General features: G+C 46.4%; 18 protein-coding genes. 15 read left to right on the forward strand and 3 right to left on the reverse strand.

Annotated elements, in window-relative coordinates; genetic code table 11:
- Window position 1 precedes the first annotated feature (1 nt).
- From accB to G5B06_RS06680, 5 genes are all read left to right on the forward strand, one after another.
- Window positions 2-505 (forward strand): acetyl-CoA carboxylase biotin carboxyl carrier protein, encoded by a 504-nt coding sequence (gene accB, locus G5B06_RS06660; protein ID WP_148446073.1) that lies wholly within the window; start codon window positions 2-4, stop codon window positions 503-505.
- Window positions 506-537: 32 nt separating this feature from the next.
- Window positions 538-966: a 3-hydroxyacyl-ACP dehydratase FabZ gene (gene fabZ, locus G5B06_RS06665; RefSeq protein WP_021977160.1), complete on the forward strand. Its 429-nt coding sequence runs from the start codon at window positions 538-540 to the stop codon at window positions 964-966.
- A 9-nt stretch (window positions 967-975) separates the two neighbouring features.
- Complete coding sequence (gene accC / locus G5B06_RS06670; RefSeq protein ID WP_148446071.1) at window positions 976-2,340, forward strand: acetyl-CoA carboxylase biotin carboxylase subunit; 1,365 nt, start codon at window positions 976-978, stop codon at window positions 2,338-2,340.
- On the forward strand, window positions 2,330-4,039 hold the full coding sequence (locus G5B06_RS06675; protein ID WP_173762933.1) for an acetyl-CoA carboxylase carboxyltransferase subunit alpha: 1,710 nt from the start codon (window positions 2,330-2,332) through the stop codon (window positions 4,037-4,039). The genes accC and G5B06_RS06675 overlap by 11 nt, the downstream gene beginning before the upstream one ends.
- Window positions 4,040-4,175: 136 nt before the next feature.
- Window positions 4,176-4,616 carry a MarR family winged helix-turn-helix transcriptional regulator gene (locus G5B06_RS06680; protein WP_148446068.1) on the forward strand — a complete coding sequence of 147 codons (441 nt, stop codon included), beginning with the start codon at window positions 4,176-4,178 and terminating at the stop codon, window positions 4,614-4,616.
- Between the two features lie 100 nt (window positions 4,617-4,716).
- On the opposite strand, the gene G5B06_RS06685 is transcribed toward G5B06_RS06680, so the two are convergent.
- Window positions 4,717-4,995 (reverse strand): type II toxin-antitoxin system HicB family antitoxin, encoded by a 279-nt coding sequence (locus G5B06_RS06685; protein ID WP_148446066.1) that lies wholly within the window; start codon window positions 4,993-4,995, stop codon window positions 4,717-4,719.
- Window positions 4,996-5,233: 238 nt separating this feature from the next.
- Between G5B06_RS06685 and G5B06_RS06690 the strand changes: the two genes are divergently transcribed.
- From G5B06_RS06690 to G5B06_RS06710, 5 genes are all read left to right on the forward strand, one after another.
- Window positions 5,234-5,677, forward strand: coding sequence for an HD domain-containing protein (locus G5B06_RS06690; RefSeq protein ID WP_148446064.1), 444 nt, complete (start codon window positions 5,234-5,236; stop codon window positions 5,675-5,677).
- A gap of 298 nt (window positions 5,678-5,975) precedes the next feature.
- A complete protein-coding gene (locus G5B06_RS06695; protein WP_173762932.1) occupies window positions 5,976-6,797 on the forward strand; it encodes an AraC family transcriptional regulator in 822 nt (273 codons plus the stop codon).
- On the forward strand, window positions 6,794-7,600 hold the full coding sequence (locus tag G5B06_RS06700; RefSeq protein WP_173762931.1) for a DNA-3-methyladenine glycosylase family protein: 807 nt from the start codon (window positions 6,794-6,796) through the stop codon (window positions 7,598-7,600). Before G5B06_RS06695 ends, G5B06_RS06700 begins: the two co-directional genes overlap by 4 nt.
- Before the next feature lie 324 nt (window positions 7,601-7,924).
- Window positions 7,925-8,860: an alpha/beta hydrolase gene (locus G5B06_RS06705; protein ID WP_173762930.1), complete on the forward strand. Its 936-nt coding sequence runs from the start codon at window positions 7,925-7,927 to the stop codon at window positions 8,858-8,860.
- Between the two features lie 17 nt (window positions 8,861-8,877).
- Window positions 8,878-10,689: a DUF6320 domain-containing protein gene (locus tag G5B06_RS06710; protein ID WP_173771606.1), complete on the forward strand. Its 1,812-nt coding sequence runs from the start codon at window positions 8,878-8,880 to the stop codon at window positions 10,687-10,689.
- Window positions 10,690-10,774: 85 nt separating this feature from the next.
- Here the strand turns inward: G5B06_RS06710 and G5B06_RS06715 are convergent, their stop codons facing one another.
- On the reverse strand, window positions 10,775-11,308 hold the full coding sequence (locus G5B06_RS06715; RefSeq protein ID WP_173762928.1) for a DUF3877 family protein: 534 nt from the start codon (window positions 11,306-11,308) through the stop codon (window positions 10,775-10,777).
- Between the two features lie 57 nt (window positions 11,309-11,365).
- Complete coding sequence (locus tag G5B06_RS06720) at window positions 11,366-12,001, reverse strand: endonuclease III domain-containing protein (RefSeq protein WP_173771608.1); 636 nt, start codon at window positions 11,999-12,001, stop codon at window positions 11,366-11,368.
- Window positions 12,002-12,291: 290 nt separating this feature from the next.
- Here G5B06_RS06720 and G5B06_RS06725 point away from each other — a divergent pair, with 290 nt between their 5' ends.
- The 5 genes from G5B06_RS06725 to G5B06_RS06745 all read left to right on the forward strand — a co-directional run bounded on the left by G5B06_RS06725 (window position 12,292) and on the right by G5B06_RS06745 (window position 19,657).
- On the forward strand, window positions 12,292-14,733 hold the full coding sequence (locus tag G5B06_RS06725) for a methyltransferase domain-containing protein (protein ID WP_173771610.1): 2,442 nt from the start codon (window positions 12,292-12,294) through the stop codon (window positions 14,731-14,733).
- A gap of 4 nt (window positions 14,734-14,737) precedes the next feature.
- The gene (locus G5B06_RS06730) at window positions 14,738-15,655 is read left to right on the forward strand and encodes a LysR family transcriptional regulator (RefSeq protein ID WP_129975116.1); all 918 of its coding nucleotides are present in this window, start codon (window positions 14,738-14,740) and stop codon (window positions 15,653-15,655) included.
- Between the two features lie 416 nt (window positions 15,656-16,071).
- Window positions 16,072-17,064 (forward strand): ABC transporter permease, encoded by a 993-nt coding sequence (locus G5B06_RS06735; protein WP_173771612.1) that lies wholly within the window; start codon window positions 16,072-16,074, stop codon window positions 17,062-17,064.
- Window positions 17,058-17,975: an ABC transporter permease gene (locus G5B06_RS06740; RefSeq protein ID WP_173771614.1), complete on the forward strand. Its 918-nt coding sequence runs from the start codon at window positions 17,058-17,060 to the stop codon at window positions 17,973-17,975. The genes G5B06_RS06735 and G5B06_RS06740 overlap by 7 nt, the downstream gene beginning before the upstream one ends.
- A gap of 95 nt (window positions 17,976-18,070) precedes the next feature.
- Complete coding sequence (locus tag G5B06_RS06745) at window positions 18,071-19,657, forward strand: ABC transporter substrate-binding protein (protein WP_173771616.1); 1,587 nt, start codon at window positions 18,071-18,073, stop codon at window positions 19,655-19,657.
- Window positions 19,658-19,678 lie beyond the last annotated feature (21 nt).

The following is a 19,678-nucleotide window of genomic DNA, read 5'->3' on the forward strand; positions in this document are numbered from 1 at the left end:
CATGGAATTTAACCAGATCCTTGAACTGATCGATCACGTATCGGCATCAGAACTTACCGCTTTTACTTACGAGACAGCAGATCTGACTTTGAGCATGGAACACGGAAAACCACAGGTTATCCAGGGTGTTATGGGGGAAACTGTGGAAAACATTCCGGCAGCAGGAATGGCCGGTGGAAAAGATGCAACAGAAACACAGGCAGTGAATACTGCATCCGCACAAAGCACTGAGCAGTCAAAACCCGCACCGCAGAAATCAGACGACCAGACCGGCAGCCTGGTAACTTCTCCTCTGGTAGGAACCTTCTACGCAGCACCGTCCCAGGATCTTCCGCCTTACGTTCAGGTAGGAGATAAGGTAAAAAAAGGCCAGGTTCTTGCAATTGTGGAAGCCATGAAACTGATGAATGAGATCGAAAGTGATTTTGACGGCGAGATCGTAGAGATCTATGTGGAAAACGGACAGCCGGTGGAATACGGCCAGAAACTTTTCCGCATCAAATAAAATTTTTCGAAGCCTTTCAGGAGGATAAATAAATGAAACATCTTGATGTAAAACAGATCGAAGAGATCATTCCGCACAGACATCCGTTTCTGCTTGTGGACTATATCGAAGATTATGAACCGGGAGAGTTTGCCGTTGGATATAAATGTGTGACTTTCCGCGAGGACTTTTTCCGTGGACATTTTCCCAAGGAGCCGGTAATGCCAGGTGTCCTTATGGTGGAGGCACTGGCCCAGGTTGGCGCGGTAGCCATCCTTTCCCTGGAGGATATGAAGGGAAAAACTGCTTATTTCGGCGGCATCAACAAGTGCAAATTCCGCAGAAAAGTAGTTCCGGGAGACAAGCTCCGTCTTGAGACAAAGATCATCCGCAGAAAGGGCCCTGTGGGAATCGGTTCCGCAGTGGCATCTGTAGACGGAGAAGTTGCCGTAGAGGCAGAACTTACATTTATGATCGGGTAAGGTGATTGTATGATTCGAAAGTTACTGATTGCCAACAGAGGCGAGATCGCGGTGCGTATTATCCGTGCCTGCAGGGAAATGGGAATTGCAACGGTAGCGGTTTATTCCGAGGCAGATGAGGAAAGTCTTCATACGCAGCTGGCAGACGAAGCAATCTGCATCGGGCCGGGACCTTCCGCACAGAGTTATCTGAATATGGAGCAGATCATCAGCGCAACCATGGTTTCCGGTGCGGATGCGATCCATCCGGGCTTTGGTTTTCTTTCCGAAAACGCCAGATTTGCGGAGCTCTGCGAAAAATGCGGAATTACATTTGTAGGACCACCATCAAAGGTTATCCGCATGCTTGGCAACAAAAAGATTGCAAGAAGCACCATGATCGCGGCGGGTGTTCCGGTAGTTCCAGGCAGTGAAGGGGATGTGGAAGATATTGAAACCGGTCTTAAAGAGGCAGAGCGCATCGGCTATCCGGTGATTATCAAGGCAGCTCTTGGTGGCGGTGGAAAAGGCATGCGCGTGGCAAATACACCGGAGGAATTTCCGGAGGCCTACGCAACAGCCAGAAAAGAGTCCGAGATCGCTTTTGGCGACGGTACCATGTACATTGAACATTTTGTGGTAAATCCGCGACATATTGAATTTCAGATCCTTGCAGACAGTCAGGGAAATGTAATCCATCTGGGAGAACGTGACTGCTCTATCCAGAGAAATCATCAGAAGATGATCGAGGAATCCCCAAGCGCCGCAGTTTCACCAAAACTGAGGGAAAAAATGGGACATGCGGCAGTGACAGCGGCAAAAGCAGCCGGTTATGTAAATGCAGGAACCATCGAATTTCTTCTGGAACCGGATGGAAAATTCTGGTTTATGGAGATGAATACAAGGATCCAGGTAGAGCATCCGGTGACAGAGTGGGTGACGGGGATTGATCTTGTAAAAGAACAGCTGAAAATCGCTTCCGGAATGCCTCTCGAGATCTCGCAGAGCGATGTCCGGATTATGGGACACGCCATCGAGTGCAGGATCAACGCCGAGAATCCTCAGAAAAATTTCCGACCTTCACCGGGAACCATTCAGGGAGCGCATTTTCCGGGAGGAAACGGGATCCGTGTGGATACCTGCGTGTACAACGGATGCAAGATCCCGCCGTATTATGATTCCATGCTTGCCAAACTGATTGTCCATGCGGACAGCCGTAAGGCGGCCATTGCAAAAATGCAGAGTGCCCTTGGTGAGGTGATCATTGACGGAATTGATACAAACATTGATTACCAGTATGAGATTTTGAAAAATGAGGATTATCAGTCCGGAAACTTTGACACTGGCTTTCTGGCAAGCCATACCATTGCGGGAGTGAAGATCAATGAGAATTAAGCATATGTTCAAAAAAACAGTCCGGGATATCCGCGGTGAGGAGCATGAAAACACTCCGGAGGTGCCGGATAACCTGATGCGTAAATGCAATGCCTGCAAAGCAGCGGTTTTTGTAGATGAGGTAAAACAGAATCATTATATCTGTCCACACTGCGGAAATTATTTTCATGTACCTGCCTACCGGCGGATCAAAATGATCGCAGACAGAAAAAGCTTCGTGGAGTGGGACGCCCATATGGAAGAAGGAAATCCCCTTCAGTACAAAGGGTATGAAGAAAAACTTCGTGCTCTCCGCGAAAAGACAGGGCTTGATGAAGCTGTGGTCACCGGCAAGTGTACCATAAAAGGGACACCAGTGGCTCTTGGTGTCTGTGACTGCCGTTTCATGATGTCCAGTATGGGAGAGATCGTAGGGGAAAAGATCACCCGGGTTTTTGAACGTGCCACGGAGGAACAGCTTCCGGTGATCCTTTACATCTGTTCCGGCGGTGCCAGAATGCAGGAAGGTCTGGTATCTTTGATGCAGATGGCAAAAACCAGCATGGCGATCCGGAAACACAGCGATGCAGGCCTTCTCTATGTGCCGGTTCTTACAGACCCGACAACAGGTGGCGTGACGGCAAGCTTTGCCATGCTGGGAGATATTATCCTGGCAGAGCCAAAAGCACTGATCGGATTCGCCGGCCCCAGAGTCATCGAGCAGACCATCGGCCAGAAACTTCCAAAGGGATTCCAGAGAGCGGAGTTTCTTCTGGAGCATGGCTTTGTGGATAAGATCGTGGAGCGTGAGGAACAGAGGATCGTGCTGGCGGATATCCTGAAGTTACATGAAAATAAAGTACGGGATAATGGACAGTCCGATAAAACGGACAGAGATATCGGGAATACAATCTGGCCGGAATTTGTCCCATCAGGAAATTACACCCCCTGGGAACATGTCCAGCTTGCCAGGGGCAAAACACGACCCACAGGAAAAGACTACATCGAAGCAATCTTTGATGATTTTATGGAATTTCACGGAGACCGTCACTGCGGCGATGACCCGGCAGTGATCGGCGGTGTGGCGTTTTTCCATGGACAGCCGGTGACAGTTCTCGCTCAGGAAAAAGGTGAAGGAACAAAGGAAAACATTGCCCGGAATTTCGGAATGGTTTCCCCGGAAGGTTACTGGAAATCCCTGCGTCTGATGCAGCAGGCGGAGAAGTTTCACAGACCGGTGATCTGCCTTGTGGATACGCCGGGTGCATTCTGCGGTCTGGAAGCAGAAGAACGCGGACAGGGAGAAGCCATTGCAAAAAATCTCTACACACTGGCAGGTCTTACAGTTCCGGTACTTTCCATTGTGATCGGAGAAGGCGGAAGTGGCGGTGCCCTCGCCCTTGCAGTGGCAGATGAAGTATGGATGCTGGAGCATTCCGTATATTCCATACTGTCCCCGGAGGGCTTCGCTTCCATTCTCTGGAAAGACAGCAAAAAGGCGAAAGAAGCCGCCGCAGTGATGAAACTTACTGCCGCGGATCTTTACCAGATGGGAATGATCGAGCATGTGATCCCGGAAACAGAGCCTGTAAATCGTGAGAATATAAACGATGCAACGGCTTATCTGGAAAATGGAATTGTAGATTTTCTTGAGAAATATGGACAGAAAAAAACGGAAAAGCTTTTGGAACATCGCTATGAACGTTTCCGTAAAATGTAGAAATTATGAGCGCAGTGATTTTGTATCCGCCAAAGCAAAAATCCAGTGGAAAAAATCCCATATTTATGTTACGATGGCTTCATAAACAGAGAACCGGAGAAGCTTTTTTGCTCCGGAGAAACAGGAGCGGGTTAGAGTGGACAATCGGGAAGTTATAAATGACGTGCTGGTGAATCTGTTCAACGAGATCCTTCGGCTGGAGGAAGAAGCCATCATCACAGATAAATATAAAGATATTTCCAACAATGATATGCACATTATCGAGGCAGTAGGCCTTGGCGGAGGGAATATGTCTTCCATCGCGGCCAAGCTGAAGATCACCGTAGGCTCCCTCACAACATCCATGAACAGCCTTGTAAAGAAGGGCTATGTGAAGAGAGAGCGAAGTGAGAAGGATCGACGTGTGGTATTTATTCAGCTTACCAACAAAGGACGTATGGCATATCACCATCATGCGGAATTCCACAGGCAGATGACAGAAGCAGTGCTTGAGGAGCTCAATGAGGATGAGACAGAAGTACTGGTAAAAGCGCTGGACGGACTGCGTAAGTTTTTCAGACAGTATCATGAACAATAAAGAAGCAGATAATAAAAAGCATCAGGATCAGTAACAAAAAGCAGTTACCGATTCTGATGCTTTTGCATACAAATGATATTTTTTGCCCGAAGAGAGATCTTTATTCGTCCCATCCATCCTGGAAGCGGATATTTACAGAGATATTGCGGACAACATCACCTTCCTGAAGATCCAGATCGCTCTCATCGGAAACAGGAGGAAGTTTTCCCTCAAATTCCATAAGCTCTGTGTAGATCCAGTCATATGCGGCAGCATTGGCATTTTCGATGGCGTCGTCCAGTGTGTCGCCCTGGGCCTCACAACAGGCAAGATCCGGGAAAAAAGCGTTGTATTTTTTGTCCTCTGTAGGACGGAAAACTGCGGGATATATAAATTTCATTGGTAAGATTCCTTTCTGTATTACCACCGGAACAGTGGTGGTTTGCTCATTTAAAAGTAAGTATATACCAATTTCAGAATGAGGGCAAGGGAATACTATAATCAGAAAATTGTCGCATATAAGTAAAAATGATAGATATATAAAACTTTTTGTCCTTGTGTGAAAGACATATAGATGCTATACTGTGTTGTACAGAGTACGGAACGGCGGTTCGAAAGACCCAACGGGAGGCGCGGTTATGATTTATACAGCTTTGACGAAAAAAGCTATGAAGGTGGCATACGAGGCACATCATGGACAGACAGATCGAAGCGGGACACCTTATATTTTTCATCCATTTCATGTAGCGGAGCAGATGGATGATGAACTCAGTGTATGTACAGCACTTCTTCACGATGTGGTAGAAGATACGGCAATCACATTTGAAGATCTTACCGGAGAATTTCCGGAAGAAGTTGTGGAGGCCTTACGTTATCTTACAAGAGATAAGAGTATGAATTATTTCGACTATATCCGGAATCTCCGGAAAAATCCAATTGCAAAAAAAGTGAAGCAGGCTGATCTGCTCCACAATTCTGATGTAACACGTCTTTCTGACTGCGAAAATATATCTGCTGAACAGATATCACGTCTGCATGGAAGATATAAACGGGCATTGGAGATTCTTCATGATGCCAGGTGATATTATTTTCGCACAAGTCATTTATTGACCTTTATTCAGTTTTTTTCATGTGTATGATCCACACAAAATATCCGTGACTTCAGATATTATTGTGGATCTTCTTAGCGGAAGCTGTATGGGTATCTTGCGTAAATGTCCATGTAGCACTCCATTGCATATTTGATAAAGTCTTTGATTTTTCTCATTTTGTTTTCCTCCTCTTTTCTTTAACTTACAAATGCATTATAATAAACTCTCGGAAATATTACGTGCCAAAAACACAGAAAAAGTAGTCAAATCTTGCGGGAGAGAAGAATCCATGTTTCCAGTATACGAAGAAAAAAAGAAGAATCTCCATATTCATCTGCGGACCTCTGCCCATGCTTCGCCTCATCTTCATAATTCCATAGAGTTTATCTATATCACAGAGGGAACCCTGGAACTTGGGATGGGACAGGAGCTTTTTCATATGGAAGAGGGAGATTTTGCGGTGATTTTTCCCGATGTGATCCATCATTATCAGGTATTTTCTCCCGGAGAAAACAGGGCAGTGTATCTCTGGGCGAAACCTGCGCTGACTGGTCAGTTTGCGGATATCATTCAGAACAGCTGCCCGGAAGATCCGGTCATAAAAAAGGAGCAGGTTCACCGGGATATCGTCAATGCAGTGCAATGTCTCCGGGCCAACCGGAAAGAAGAGGGAAAAAACCTTGTGGTGGAGCAGGCTTACGTACAGATCCTTCTGGCAAGAAGTATTTCCTGCTTCCATATGATGGAAAAGAGCAGTGTGGAGAGTAACGATATCATCTATCAGACAGTATCCTATATAGCTAGACATTTCAGGGAGGAAGTGTCCCTGGATCGGATGGCCAGAGATCTTGGAGTCAGCAAGTTTACACTGTCCAGAGTTTTTTCCGGAACTTTTCACCGGAATTTTAATCAGTTTCTCAATGAACAGCGACTGAATTATGTGACGGTACATCTGGAATGCACGGATGAGAGTATTACAGACATCTGTATGAATGCAGGATTTGAAAGCCAGAGAACTTTTAACCGTGTATTCCGGGAAAGGTATCGGATGACTCCGAGAGAATACCGGACATTATATAAAGAAAAATACTTACGAGAGGAACCAACATGATCACAGTAGAGCTGGAACATTTCAGCCTTGACAAAATATGCGATTCCGGGCAGTGTTTCCGGATGAAGAAACTTGGAGATGGACATTTTTCCATGGTTGCGGGAGATCAGTATCTGGAAATGTATCAGAAAGGCGGAGTAGTGGATTTTTACTGCTCCCAGGAGGAATTCATCTGTTACTGGGTGATGTATTTTGACCTGGATACAGACTATGAAACTTATATGAAGGCAGCAAATCCCCGGGATAAATATCTGGGTGCTGCAATCGAAGCAGGAGACGGGATCCGGATATTAAGGCAGGATCTCTGGGAAATGATCGTCACGTTTCTGATCTCCCAGCAGAATAACATCAAACGTATCCGAAAATGTATCGAGACAATCTGCCGGAAATATGGCGAACGGAAGATTTCAGCAACAGGTGTGGAATATTATGCGTTTCCAACCGTAGCGGCATTAAGCCGGGCGACGGAAGAAGAATTACGAGGATGCGGCCTTGGATATCGGGCAAAATATATTGCAGTAACAGCCGGAACCATTGCATCCGGCGAGATCTCTCTGGAAAAAATCTATGATATGCGTTACCCTGCGGCAAAAAAAGAACTGATGAAACTCTGTGGTGTTGGTGAAAAAGTAGCGGAATGCATCTGTCTGTTTGCACTGCATCATATGGATGCTTTTCCCATAGATACCCATATCCGCCAGGTCATGGATGTACATTATAAAAGAGGATTTCCAAACCGCAGATATAAGGGAATGCGTGGAATTATGCAGCAGTATATTTTTTACTACGACTTGTACTCATAAGCTGCGGATGCTATCATAGGTGAAAACAAAGGAAAAATTCGCGGAGGTGAGAAAGCGATCAGAAAGTATTTACTGCGACTGAGACGACCACGTATAAAAAAGAAAGAAAACAGTTATTACATCCGGGGATATAAGGGGACGGAAGTAATTATCCGTACGGATCATGAAATTCTGAAAAGGATTGCCTACAGGCGCACCTGTGTGAAACATGTCTGCATTTCCGGAAAGTATGAAACTGAAACAAAATATATCTATACCAGAAAAGAAAACAGAAGAAGCCGCCAGATCATAATTCCCGGTGTTCCTGCCAGAAGGGATACTGTTATGCCACGTGCTGTGCGGACAGTTCTCCATGCCCTTTCTTATGGTGGAATAGAAGTAGATGCTTCCAGAAAACTGGCAGATATCAAAAAGATGGATCCTATGAGGATTTTTTACAAAACGCTGGATGCGGAGGTTTATAATGGAGACTACAAAGTGCCGATCCGTCTGTTTTTCCCAACGGAAGAAGCCATGGAAAATGGTGCCGCCTCCGGTAAAAAACCTCCGGTGATCCTGTTTTTCCATGGTGGTGGCTGGGTGACAGAAAGTGTGGAAAATTACCAGCGGGTATGTGCCAGAATGGCGCAGTCCACCGGCCAGATCGTGGCTTCGGTAGAGTACAGGCTGGCACCGGAATATCGTTTTCCGGTGGGGCTGATGGACTGCTATGCGGCAGCGAAGGCTTTTTATACCAACTGTTTTCTTCTGAATACCGATTCGGATCGTATCACCATTATGGGAGACAGTGCCGGTGGAAATCTTGCTGCGGCCGTGTGTATGATGGCCAGAGACCGGGGAGAATTTTATCCGAAAAAACAGATTCTGATCTATCCGGCGCTGAACAACTGTTATACAGAAAAGTCGCCTTTTGAATCTGTAAAAACAAACGGGACCGGTTATCTTCTCACAGCAGAGAAGATGGAAGATTATCTGAAGCTTTATGAGAGCTGTCCGGAAGACAGAAACAATCCGTATTTTGCGCCGATTTTGGAGAAAGATCTCCGAAATATGCCGGATACACTGATTCTTACCGCGGAGTTCGATCCTCTCCGTGATGAAGGAGAGGCATTTGGTGAACGCTTAAAAGCAGCAGGGAATCGTGTGGAAGTACACAGAATCGCAGGTGCCTTTCACGGGTATTTTGCACTGGGAATCAAATTTCTGCATGTGCAGGAGAGCTTTGCATATGTAAACCGTTTCCTGGAAGCAGAAGAGTAGGAAGAAGGAAAAAAATCATGAAGAACGAATATGCACAGTGGAGAAAACTGGATAATGCGGCACTGGCGTTCCCGGCGGTGACAGGAAAAAATGACACCAGGGTATTTCGTTTTTACTGTGAACTGAAAGAAGAGATAAATGAAGAAACGTTGCAGAAAGCACTGGACCGTACCCTGGAAAAATATCCTCTTTTCCGGGCGGTTTTAAGAAAGGGACTGTTCTGGTTTTATCTGGAGAGGCGTGATATTCCGGCAATAGTAAAGAAAGAAACAGGTGCTCCCTGCAGCGGACTTTACATTCCGGACAAAAAAACACTTCTTTTTCGGGTGAGTTACCATAAGAACCGGATCAATTTCGAGGTATTTCATGCGCTGACAGATGGAACCGGAGCCATGCATTTCCTGATGGAACTTGTAAAAGATTATCTTCAGGAGGCACATCCGGAGGAAGAACTTCCGGAGCTTTTTCTGGACGAAAATATTACCGGAAGAGATATGGAAGAGGACAGTTTTTCCCAGTATTATTCCTCAGATGCTCCAAGAAAGAGAGAGTCCAAGAAGCCGGCCTTTCAGCTGAAAGGTGAGAAACTCAGACAGGAAGATATGAGCATCACGGAAGTCTGCATTCCGGTGCGTGAAATCCACGCCCGGGCAAAAGCGGCCGGTGTGTCGATCACGGTTTTTCTTACGGCGGCTCTTATCTGGGCGATCCATGAAGAGGTACCCCAGAATCAGGCGAAAAAGCCCATTGGTCTTATGATCCCGGTAAATTTAAGGAACTATTTTCCGTCCCAGTCCATGGCGAATTTTTTCGGGTGGATCGAGATCAGCTGTTATTTTTCTGCGGAGACGACTTTTGAGGATATTCTGGAATCCGTAAAGGAGCAGTTTGCAAAAGAACTGAGTAAAGATGTGATCGAGGCGAAGCTGAATGATCTGGTAAGCCTGGAAAAGAATCCGATCCTGCGTCTGGTGCCGCTGGAGATCAAAACGCCGTTCCTTCTTGCAGGGACAACGCTTGGCGGAAGGTCTATTACAGCAATCTATTCCAATGTGGGAATTATCCGGATGCCGGAGGAATACCGGAAATACATTCAGAGATTCGGACTTTTTGCAAGTACGGACAGCCTGCAGCTGTGCTCCTGTTCTTTTGGGGATGAGATGGTTTTAAGTTTTTCGTCCAAGATTCCCAATGGAAATATTGAGCGGAATTTTGTGGAGAAGCTGAAAAAAGAGCAGGTGTCCTGTGAGATCCGGGAGAATGATTTTCCGGGACAGAAAGAGGAGCGGAAAGCTCCGGCGAAGCTTTTTGAGAGTTTTACGTTTCTCTGTATTGTGCTGGCTGTGGTATGTAATCTGATCGATTATCTGGTGGACGGTCATATGGGATGGGCCTGGTTTGTGACTGCCGGAGCGTTCTGTACCTGGCTGATGGTTTCGGTGGCTTATGTGAAGCGGCGTAATCTATTGAAGAATGAAATGTGGCAGCTGGTGATCGTAACGGTGGCAGGTGTGCTGTGGGATGTGTTTACCGGCTGGCGGGGCTGGTCCGTGGATTATCTGCTTCCTTTGGCAGCTCTTGCGGTGATCTGCTCTATGTGGGTGATCACAGCGGCACAGAAGCTGGAAGTTGCAGAATATATGATCTATCTTCTGGAAGCGGGAGCTTTCGGTGTGGTGATCCCATTGATCCTTCTGGCCACCGGTGTGGTGAATGTTCTGTATCCGTCTCTGATCTGTGTCTGCGTCAGCTTCCTGATGCTTGTCTGGCTGTTTCTGTTTAAGCGGAAAGATATGGTCCGGGAGATGCAGAAGAAGTTCCGGGTGTAGAGAATAAAAAGAACCGTCGGTTTACAGAAGATTTTTTTGAAAATCTGTCTGCAGACCGGCGGTTTTTTATAATGCTGTTCGGATATCAGAACCCAAAGTCCTCATAATCCTCCGGTGTGAACTTATGATAGATCATATGCTCACCTTCCAGGGACAGGCAGTACCGGTAGTCGTCCGGGATTCCGTCTTCGAAATATACGAGATAATCAAATCCGGTGCCGGTTGTTTTTTCCATATGCACATGGTCGGAATAAGCATGAAAAACGTCCATCACTTCATCCAGAGTACAGCCGTGACGGGCAACAGTACTTATAAAGCGTACCAGAAATTCACTTGGTTTCCGGTTCTCGTGAACATAATCGGATGCCTGTGGCGGCAGAGTGATGCAGAAACGTTCGTTTTTGGAAGAAGCTTTTACTTTTCCAAGGCGGTCACAGGCATAATCGGAGAATTCTTCCATTGCGTGCTGCATTTCTTCTTCCGTAAGCTCAGTACCGAGAAGACGGTTCAGAGACTGCAGCGGATAATAAAAACGGGTAACTCCGCTCATATATCCGATCTTTACCTGCTGTTCCTGGATCATATCCAGGAGATTATTTTCCAGTTTTTTAAAATTCATAATGTTGTCCTTTCCGGGGTCTGAATGTCCGTTTTATTGTACTTTACATATCGCATATCAGATCCCATTTTTTTCACATATATCATTAAGACAGCAGCGGTCACAGTAAGGCTTTGTCCGTGCTGTACAGACTTCTCTTCCGTGGTTTACAAGGCGGTGGCAGAGATCGTTGCCTTCTTCCGGAGGAATGATCTTCCAGAGTGCCATTTCCACCTTTTTCGGATCTTTTGTGTCATGGACAAGACCGATGCGGTTGGAAAGACGGATGCAGTGGGTATCTGTCACAATGGCAGGCTTGCCAAATACGTCACCCATGATCAGGTTTGCGCTTTTGCGGCCCACACCCGGAAGTTTCAGAAGTGCGTTAAAGTCTTCTGGAACTTTGTCGTGATACTGTTCGTGGAGGATACGTATGCAGGCGCTGATGTCCCGGGCTTTGCTTTTTCCAAGGCCGCAGGGACGTACGATTGCTTCGATATCTTCCGGTTCCGCGGCTGCCAGGGCTGCCACATCCGGGTATTTTGCGTAGAGATCCTGAACCACCACATTGACCCGGGCATCGGTACACTGGGCTGCCAGGCGGACACTTACAAGAAGTTTCCAGGCATCATCATAATCCAGAGTACAGTCTGCGTCCGGATACTCTTTTTTTAAACGGCTGATGACTTCATAAGCCAGTTCCTGTGTTGTCATTTGTATATAAACCATCCTTTCGATTTCGATGTATTGAGATTTTTACTGTTGCCCTGATGCAGCGAATGCAGATCGCCAATATCCGCTTGATTTTCAGGGATCATTACTGAATTACTACAGGTAGGATGATACCACAGCATCTGGAGAATTACAACGGCAATCCCCCCCAGGGGCTTGTTAAAACCCTGACAATTTGGTACATTAAACATAACCTATGGGGGTATGAAAAAGTTAGGAAAACCTTACCAGATCAGGCCCTCACGTAAATAAAAAAGCGCGGAGGAATCAACGTGGAAAAACTTCTCGACGAAATCGAATCTTACTGGAGCACCCGTACAGAAGGGTACTCCGAAGTGAATCATAAAGAGCTTGCGGGAACCCAGAAAAACGCATGGCTTAAGGTGCTGACCAGCCAGTTCCCGGACAAACCCAAGGAAGAGATCCGTATCCTGGATATCGGAACAGGCCCCGGATTTTTCCCTGTGATCCTGGCAGAAGCCGGATATCACGTGGATGCAGTGGATTACACCGAAGGAATGCTGGAAAAGGCAAAGGAAAATGCGGGAGAACTTTGCCGGAACATTCGTTTCCAGCGGATGGATGCACAGAAACTGGAATTTGCGGATAATACCTTTGACGTGGTCATTTCCCGAAATCTCACCTGGAATCTGGAGCATCCGGATGTTGCCTACAGGGAATGGGTCCGTGTGCTGAAAGCAGGCGGAACACTTCTGAATTTTGACGCTAACTGGTACGGCTATCTCTATGAGGAAGAGCAGCGGAAAGCCTACGAAAATGACCGGAAAAATGTGGAGAACAACAGTCTGGATGACCACTATCTCTGTACAGACATTGAGCGTATGGAGCGGATCGCCCTCCAGGTACCGCTGTCAAAGATCCGTCGTCCCCAGTGGGATGTAAAAACTCTCCGGGAAGCAGGACTTCTGGGGATTCATACCGATACGGAAATCTGGAAAACAGTCTGGAGTGAGGAGGAGAGACTGAATTATCAGTCCACACCAATGTTTATGGTAACCGGCGTAAAACCGGATCATTTCCTGAATCTTCCGGTTGTGGAAGGGGAAAAAACAGAAGGTTTCCTGGAAATCGGAGACGGAGAATTCACCCTTCCGGCAACCATCATCCGTGGAAAAAATCCGGGAAAAACTGTTCTTGTCACAGCAGGACTTCATGCAGGAGAATATGTAGGAATCCAGACCCTGATCGAGCTGTCCAAAAAACTGAATCCGGAAAAAGTCAACGGACAGCTTATTCTGGTAAAAGTACTGAACAGGGAAGACTTTGAGAAACGAGCAGGCAGCATCAGCTGGGAAGACGGAAAAAATCTGAACCGCGTTTTCCCAGGCAAAAAAGACGGCACAAGAATGGAGCGTCTGGCAGCTGCCATCACAGAATCCCTGATCAAAAAAGCAGATTATTATATCGATCTCCACGGTGGTGACGATTATGAGGAACTGACTCCGTATGTATATTTTGCAGGCGTTGCAAAACCGGAGATCATGGAAGCATCCCGAAAAATGGCAGAGCAGGTAGATGTCCCATATATGGTACAGTCAAATGTAAGCACAGGCGGCGCCTACAATTACGCGGCAAGTACCTGTGACATTCCGGCAGTCCTTCTGGAACGTGGCTGCATGGGAACCTGGGAGCGTGAAGAAGTGGATTCCATGCGTCGCGATGTGCGAAACATTCTCTGCAGCATCGGAGCTTACAACGGAATCCGTTCTCACAGTACCTACTATCCGCTGAAAATGGATGATGTCCGCTATCAGTGTGCCAGCGTCAACGGCCTCTGGTACCCGGTGAAAAAACCAGGAGATATCATTCACAGGGACGAGTATCTTGGCGAGATCCGTGATTATGAGGGAAATGTTCAGGAAATCTGCCGTGCGGATATGGACGGTGTGATTCTTTATCAGGTATCCAGTCTTCAGGTTGTGGAAGGCGGCCCTGTGATCACCTACGGAAATATCGTAAGAGAAAAAGATGAGCGTAAAACAAGGATCGCCCAGTACTGGACCAGGCGCAGCGACAGCTTTCTGGAACAGAGAAGAGCGGAACTTCACAGCGCCCTTGCAGGCAGATGGATGACCGAGCTTAAGAAGCACCTGCCGGAGAAAAAGAATCTCAGGATCCTGGATGTGGGATGCGGAACCGGATTTTTCACCATTCTTCTTGCAAAAGAAGGCCATCAGGTAACCGGAATCGACCTGACACCGGATATGATCACCCATGCAAAAGAGCTGGCTGAGGAAGAAAAAGCAGACTGTCAGTTTGCAGTCATGGATGCGGAAAACCCGGATTTCCCGGATGAGGAATTTGACGTGATCGTATCACGAAACCTTACCTGGACACTTCCGGACGCGGAGCATGCTTATCAGGAATGGTTCCGTGTACTGAAACCGGGCGGAGTGATGATAAATCTGGATGCAAACTACGGAGCAGCAGACTTTGCGGACACTGCGGATCTTCCGGAGAATCATGCCCATCATCAGATCCAGGATGAGCTGATGCAGGAATGCGAGGATATCAAACGCCAGCTTCCGATCAGTTCTTTCCTGCGCCCGGCATGGGATCTGGAAACACTGGGACGTATGGGTGTGGAAGAATTTTCCTTTGATCTTGGCATCAGTAAGCGTATTTATATCGAAAAAGACGAGTTTTACAATCCGACCCCGATGTTTCTGATCTTTGCAAAGAAACAGGGGTAGGATTATGCTGAATATCAAACAGATCCAGTACTTTGCGGCCTGTGCCAAAACAGGCTCCTTCAGCCAGGCAGCAGAACTGCTTTTTACCACGCAGTCAAATGTAAGCAAGGTGATCCGTTCCATGGAAGACGATATGCGTACCCAGCTGTTTGTCCGTCATGCAAAGGGCATAGAGCTGACACTGGAAGGAGAGCGTGCATATATCCATGTGCAGAGGATCCTGGAAAATATAGATGAACTGGAAATGCAGGCACAGCCACTTGCAAAAAGCAGCCTGTGTGTATGCTTTCATCCCAGCTCCTGGTTTGCGGATATCTTCGTAACGTATTATGAAGCACATAAGTGCGATGATCTTCATTATCAGGTTTACGCAGCAGATACCCATGAGATCATAAAACGTGTGAAAGGCAGACAGGATGATATGGGATTCGCCTATGTGATGCAGAATCAGCTGGCAGCATTCCAGTATTTTCTTTCCCGAAATTACCTGGAATTTGAGCTGCTGACGGAAACCGAGGTAAATATTTATACCGGGAAAGGGAAAGCAGATACAGCAGATGAGGGAGATTTTAATATGTCCCAGCTCAGGCTGATCCAGAGATTTCCCGATGAATTTTCCCCGGATAATTACCGGAACCTTGTAGAGGAAAACGGTCATTCCGCAGTGGAGGCAGAGACCGTAGTCGTAACAAACAGTGATTATATCGTGGAACGTCTTCTTGGGTCCGGAGAGTTGTGTAATATCAGTGGTGCGGATCTTTCCGGCCGTGATCCGGGATATTCCTCCGTGAAATATACATTTCCGGGAGAAGGCCAGAAACTTGTTTACGGGTGCATTTGCCGGAGAGGTGAAGAGCTCAGTGAACAGGGAAAGGATTTTCTGGGATTCGTGAAGGAAAGACTTCAGATTTCCGGGAAGTGATAAAAGAATAAAGCAAAAGACCAGACGGGATTTTTCTGCACGGGACACAGGTTCCTGATACAGAAAAGTCCCGTTTTTTATATGGAATACACATCCATGCCAAACCCGACTGTCCAATATCCCCGTACCGGGGTTGTCCGAAAGCTGTTAAATGATAAAATAATATCAGCAGCACACTCCGCGTGCTGAATATAAAAACACTGTGATGCATATAACCTCCGCGCACTCCTATTTGTGCATACAAATGTTTTGTCGAATAATAACACGACCCTTTCAAAAGCAGTTATGGTTTTGGATGCCATAACTGCTTTTGAAATATGAACACTAATCGCTCCACGATTTGTGTTCATGAGCATGCAGCAGAGCGGAATGCGAATGTCTGTCTGAACTGTAAAGGGCAGTGGGAAAGGAAAATTATGAACAAAGAAAATAAACTCGTCATTCGGATCCTGAAGCGGATCCTTCTGCTTGCAGTGGTTATGTTTCTGCTGTCTGTGGTGGTGTTCTGGCTGGCGAGACTGGCACCGGGAGATCCCCTGCAGTCCTTTTACGGAGATTCCCTGGAAATGATGACCAGCGATGAGGTGGCTGCGGCCAGAACGAGACTAGGATTGGATCAGGGGATCGGGGTACAGTATGTAAGGTGGTTTACCAATGTAGTCCATGGTGATTTCGGATTGTCGCTGAAATACAGGCAGCCGGTTATGAATGTGATCAAACCGCTGATCGGAAATACTCTGATGCTGGGAGAAATTGCTTATATTGTGATCTTTATACTGGCAGTTCTGATCGCCATATTCTGTACACTCCATGAGGATCAGTGGATCGACCGGCTGATCTGCAAGATCGGAACAGCAGCCTATTATGTGCCGGCTTTCTGGCTTGGTGTGGTACTGATCCTGATCTTCAGTGTAAATCTTGGATGGTTCCCAAGCAGCGGTGCCTATGATGTAGGAATGGCAGATAGTATCGGCAATCGTATGAAGCATATGATCCTTCCGCTGGTAGTAATGATCTTCAGCCATCTCTGGTATTACGCATATATGATACGTAACAAATTCCTGGATGAGGTGCGGAAGGATTATGTACTTCTTGCCAGATCCAAGGGATTTTCCAAAAGAAAGATCCTGTGGAAGCATTGTCTTCGAAATGTAATGCCGACGATCGTGAGTATCATGGCAGTTTCGGTACCCCATGTAACTGGTGGGACTGTAACTGTGGAAGCTGTTTTCAATTATGCGGGAATTGGAAATCTTGCAGTGGAATCTGCTAAATATCATGATTATAACCTGCTGATGATCGATGTGCTGATCACGGGATTTATCGTATTTTTAAGCAGCTTTGTTGCACAGACTGTCAATGAAGAGATCGATCCAAGAATGAAGGATTCGGAGGTGAGGGTATGGTAGTTGACCGGAAGCTTTCAGAAGCTGAGCTTTTTCAGGTAGTTGGTGCCGGGTGGAAGCAGCATGAATCTGAAAAACGAAAAAAAACATTTCAGGAAAAGCTGAAGGGGAAACCGGTATTTTCCATGTTCCTGCTTTTTCTGATCGTTTTGGGCTGTGTATTTGCAAATGTTGTTGCAAATCATGATCCCTCAGGTTTTTATCTCCAGAATCTGAATACACCGCCGGGAAAGGAATTTATCTTTGGAACGGATTCGCTTGGAAGAGATATTTATTCACTGATCTGGTATGGCGGAAGGGTTTCTCTGGTGATCGGACTTCTGGGTGCTGCGATCATTACTGTGATCGGTGTTACCTACGGATGCATCAGCGGAACAGCAGGTCCAAAGGTGGATTCGGTTCTGATGCGGTTTACGGAAATGTGCGAAAGTATTCCGACCCTTCTGCTGATCCTGATCCTGTCTGCGATCCTTCAGGCCGATGATGTGATCAGCATATCTGTGATCATCGGTATTACCGGGTGGTTTGCACTGGCACGTATTGTAAGAAGTGAAGTACGGCAGATAAGGAACAGTGATTATGTGATGTATGCAAGACTCTGCGGAGGAAGTTTTGGATATGTGATGTATCACCATCTGATCCCGAATTTTGTTTCGGCGATCATGTTTGTGGTGATCTCTTCGATAAGCAGCTGTATTACCATGGAATCTACATTAAGTTTTCTTGGCCTCGGGCTTCCGGCTGATGTAGTCTCCTGGGGAAGTATGCTCTCACTGGCAAATAAAGCACTGATCATGAATACCTGGTGGGTGATCGTGATCCCGGGAGTTTTTCTGATCATTACTTTAATGTGCATTACCAGTATGGGAAGCTTTGTGAGAAGTGAGGTAAATAATCATTACAGCAATCTCTGATGCAGTCAGAAAAAAATATTTGGACGCAAACCGTGATAAAACATTCCGAGGTGTAGATAACCGGTTTGAAAATAAGGAAAGATGAGGAAAACAAAATGAAAAAGAGAACAGGAATCAACTATGGAAGAAAATATGCGGCGATAACACTGGCAGCAGTGACCGCAGCATGCATAGGAGCATCGGCAGGCAGTGCGGTAACCGTAGCTGCAGCAGAAGAAAACAAAACCCTGGTATATGCGGGTGAGTCAGAAAGTACGATCAATCCCCTTCTGAATAACCATGATGAACTTCCGGATCTTATTTTTTCAGGACTGATGAAATATGATGCCAATGGAAAGCCGGTAGAGGATCTTGCAGAGAGCTATACCTTTGACAAGGATACCAATACCTATACTTTTAAGCTTCGAGATGGTGTTAAGTGGCATGATGGAGAAGATTTCAATGCAGAGGATGTTGTATACACCTATAAGGAGCTTACAGAGGATGAAACCCTGGGAGCCAGTATCACCAGCAACTATCAGGACATTACAAGCATTGAGGCACCGGATGATCAGACGGTGATCTTTACACTGGATCAGTATGATGCTGCCATGCTGGATTACTTTACCATGGGAATCCTTCCTGAGCATCTTCTGGAAGGAGAGGACGTGAATACCACATCCTTTAACCAGAATCCGGTGGGAACAGGCCGTTATAAATTTGAAGACTGGGATGCTACCGGTGGAATGATCACACTGAAACGAAATGAAGATTATTACGGAAAGGTTCCGAATATTGAAACCGTTGTATATCGTACAGTATCGGATGAGACTACAAAGGCAACCATGCTCCAGTCCGGTGAGGCGGATCTTGCATGGCTGAATTCCAACTACGCTTCTCAGTTCAAGGATAAGGACGGATATAATTACTGGGAGTTCACCACAGCAGATTACCGTGGAGCAGCCATGGATATGAGCACAGATTTCTGGAAGGAAAACGGAGATTCTATCGGCGTTCTGAATTATGCGCTGGATAAGGATTCCATTATTGCAGGTGTTCTTGCAGGACAGGGAGAGCCGGCATACAGCCCGATCCAGAGAAACCCTCTCGGAACAGATAAGGAAGCCAATATCTACTCCTATGATCTGGATACCTTTGCAAAGAAGATGGAAGAGCTGGGATGGAAAAAAGGTGATGATGGGATCTATGAGAGAAACGGACAGAAATTCCACTTTACCATCCAGGTACGTGATTACGAAGAAGAGCGTGTGGATATTGCCAATGTCATGTCTGATATGCTGAAGCAGGCTGGTGTGGAAATGGAAGTAAAGCTTGTTACCAAATTTGACTGGGATGCAGGATACAATGGATTTCTTGCCGGCTATTCAACACAGTTTGACCCGGATATGGCATATGTAAACTTTGTAACCGACGCAAGTGGAAACAACATGCATTATTCCAATGCAGATGTGGATAAATATCTTGAGGAAGGCCGTCACGGTGAGACTGAGGAAGCCAGAAAAGAAGCATATAGTGAATTCGAAAAGGCATATGCCGAGGCACCTGGAATCCTTCTGGTTGCTTATCTTCAGGGAGATTATGTAGGCGTTTCCGGACTTGACGGACTGGATACCACACGTGTTCTGGGACATCATTCCGTAGGTGTTATGTGGAATATTGAAGACTGGACCATTACAAAATAAGGAAAAGATCATGCAGGAAAC

This window comes from Blautia luti (assembly GCF_013304735.1).
In the GTDB taxonomy this organism is placed as follows: Bacteria; Bacillota; Clostridia; order Lachnospirales; family Lachnospiraceae; genus Blautia_A.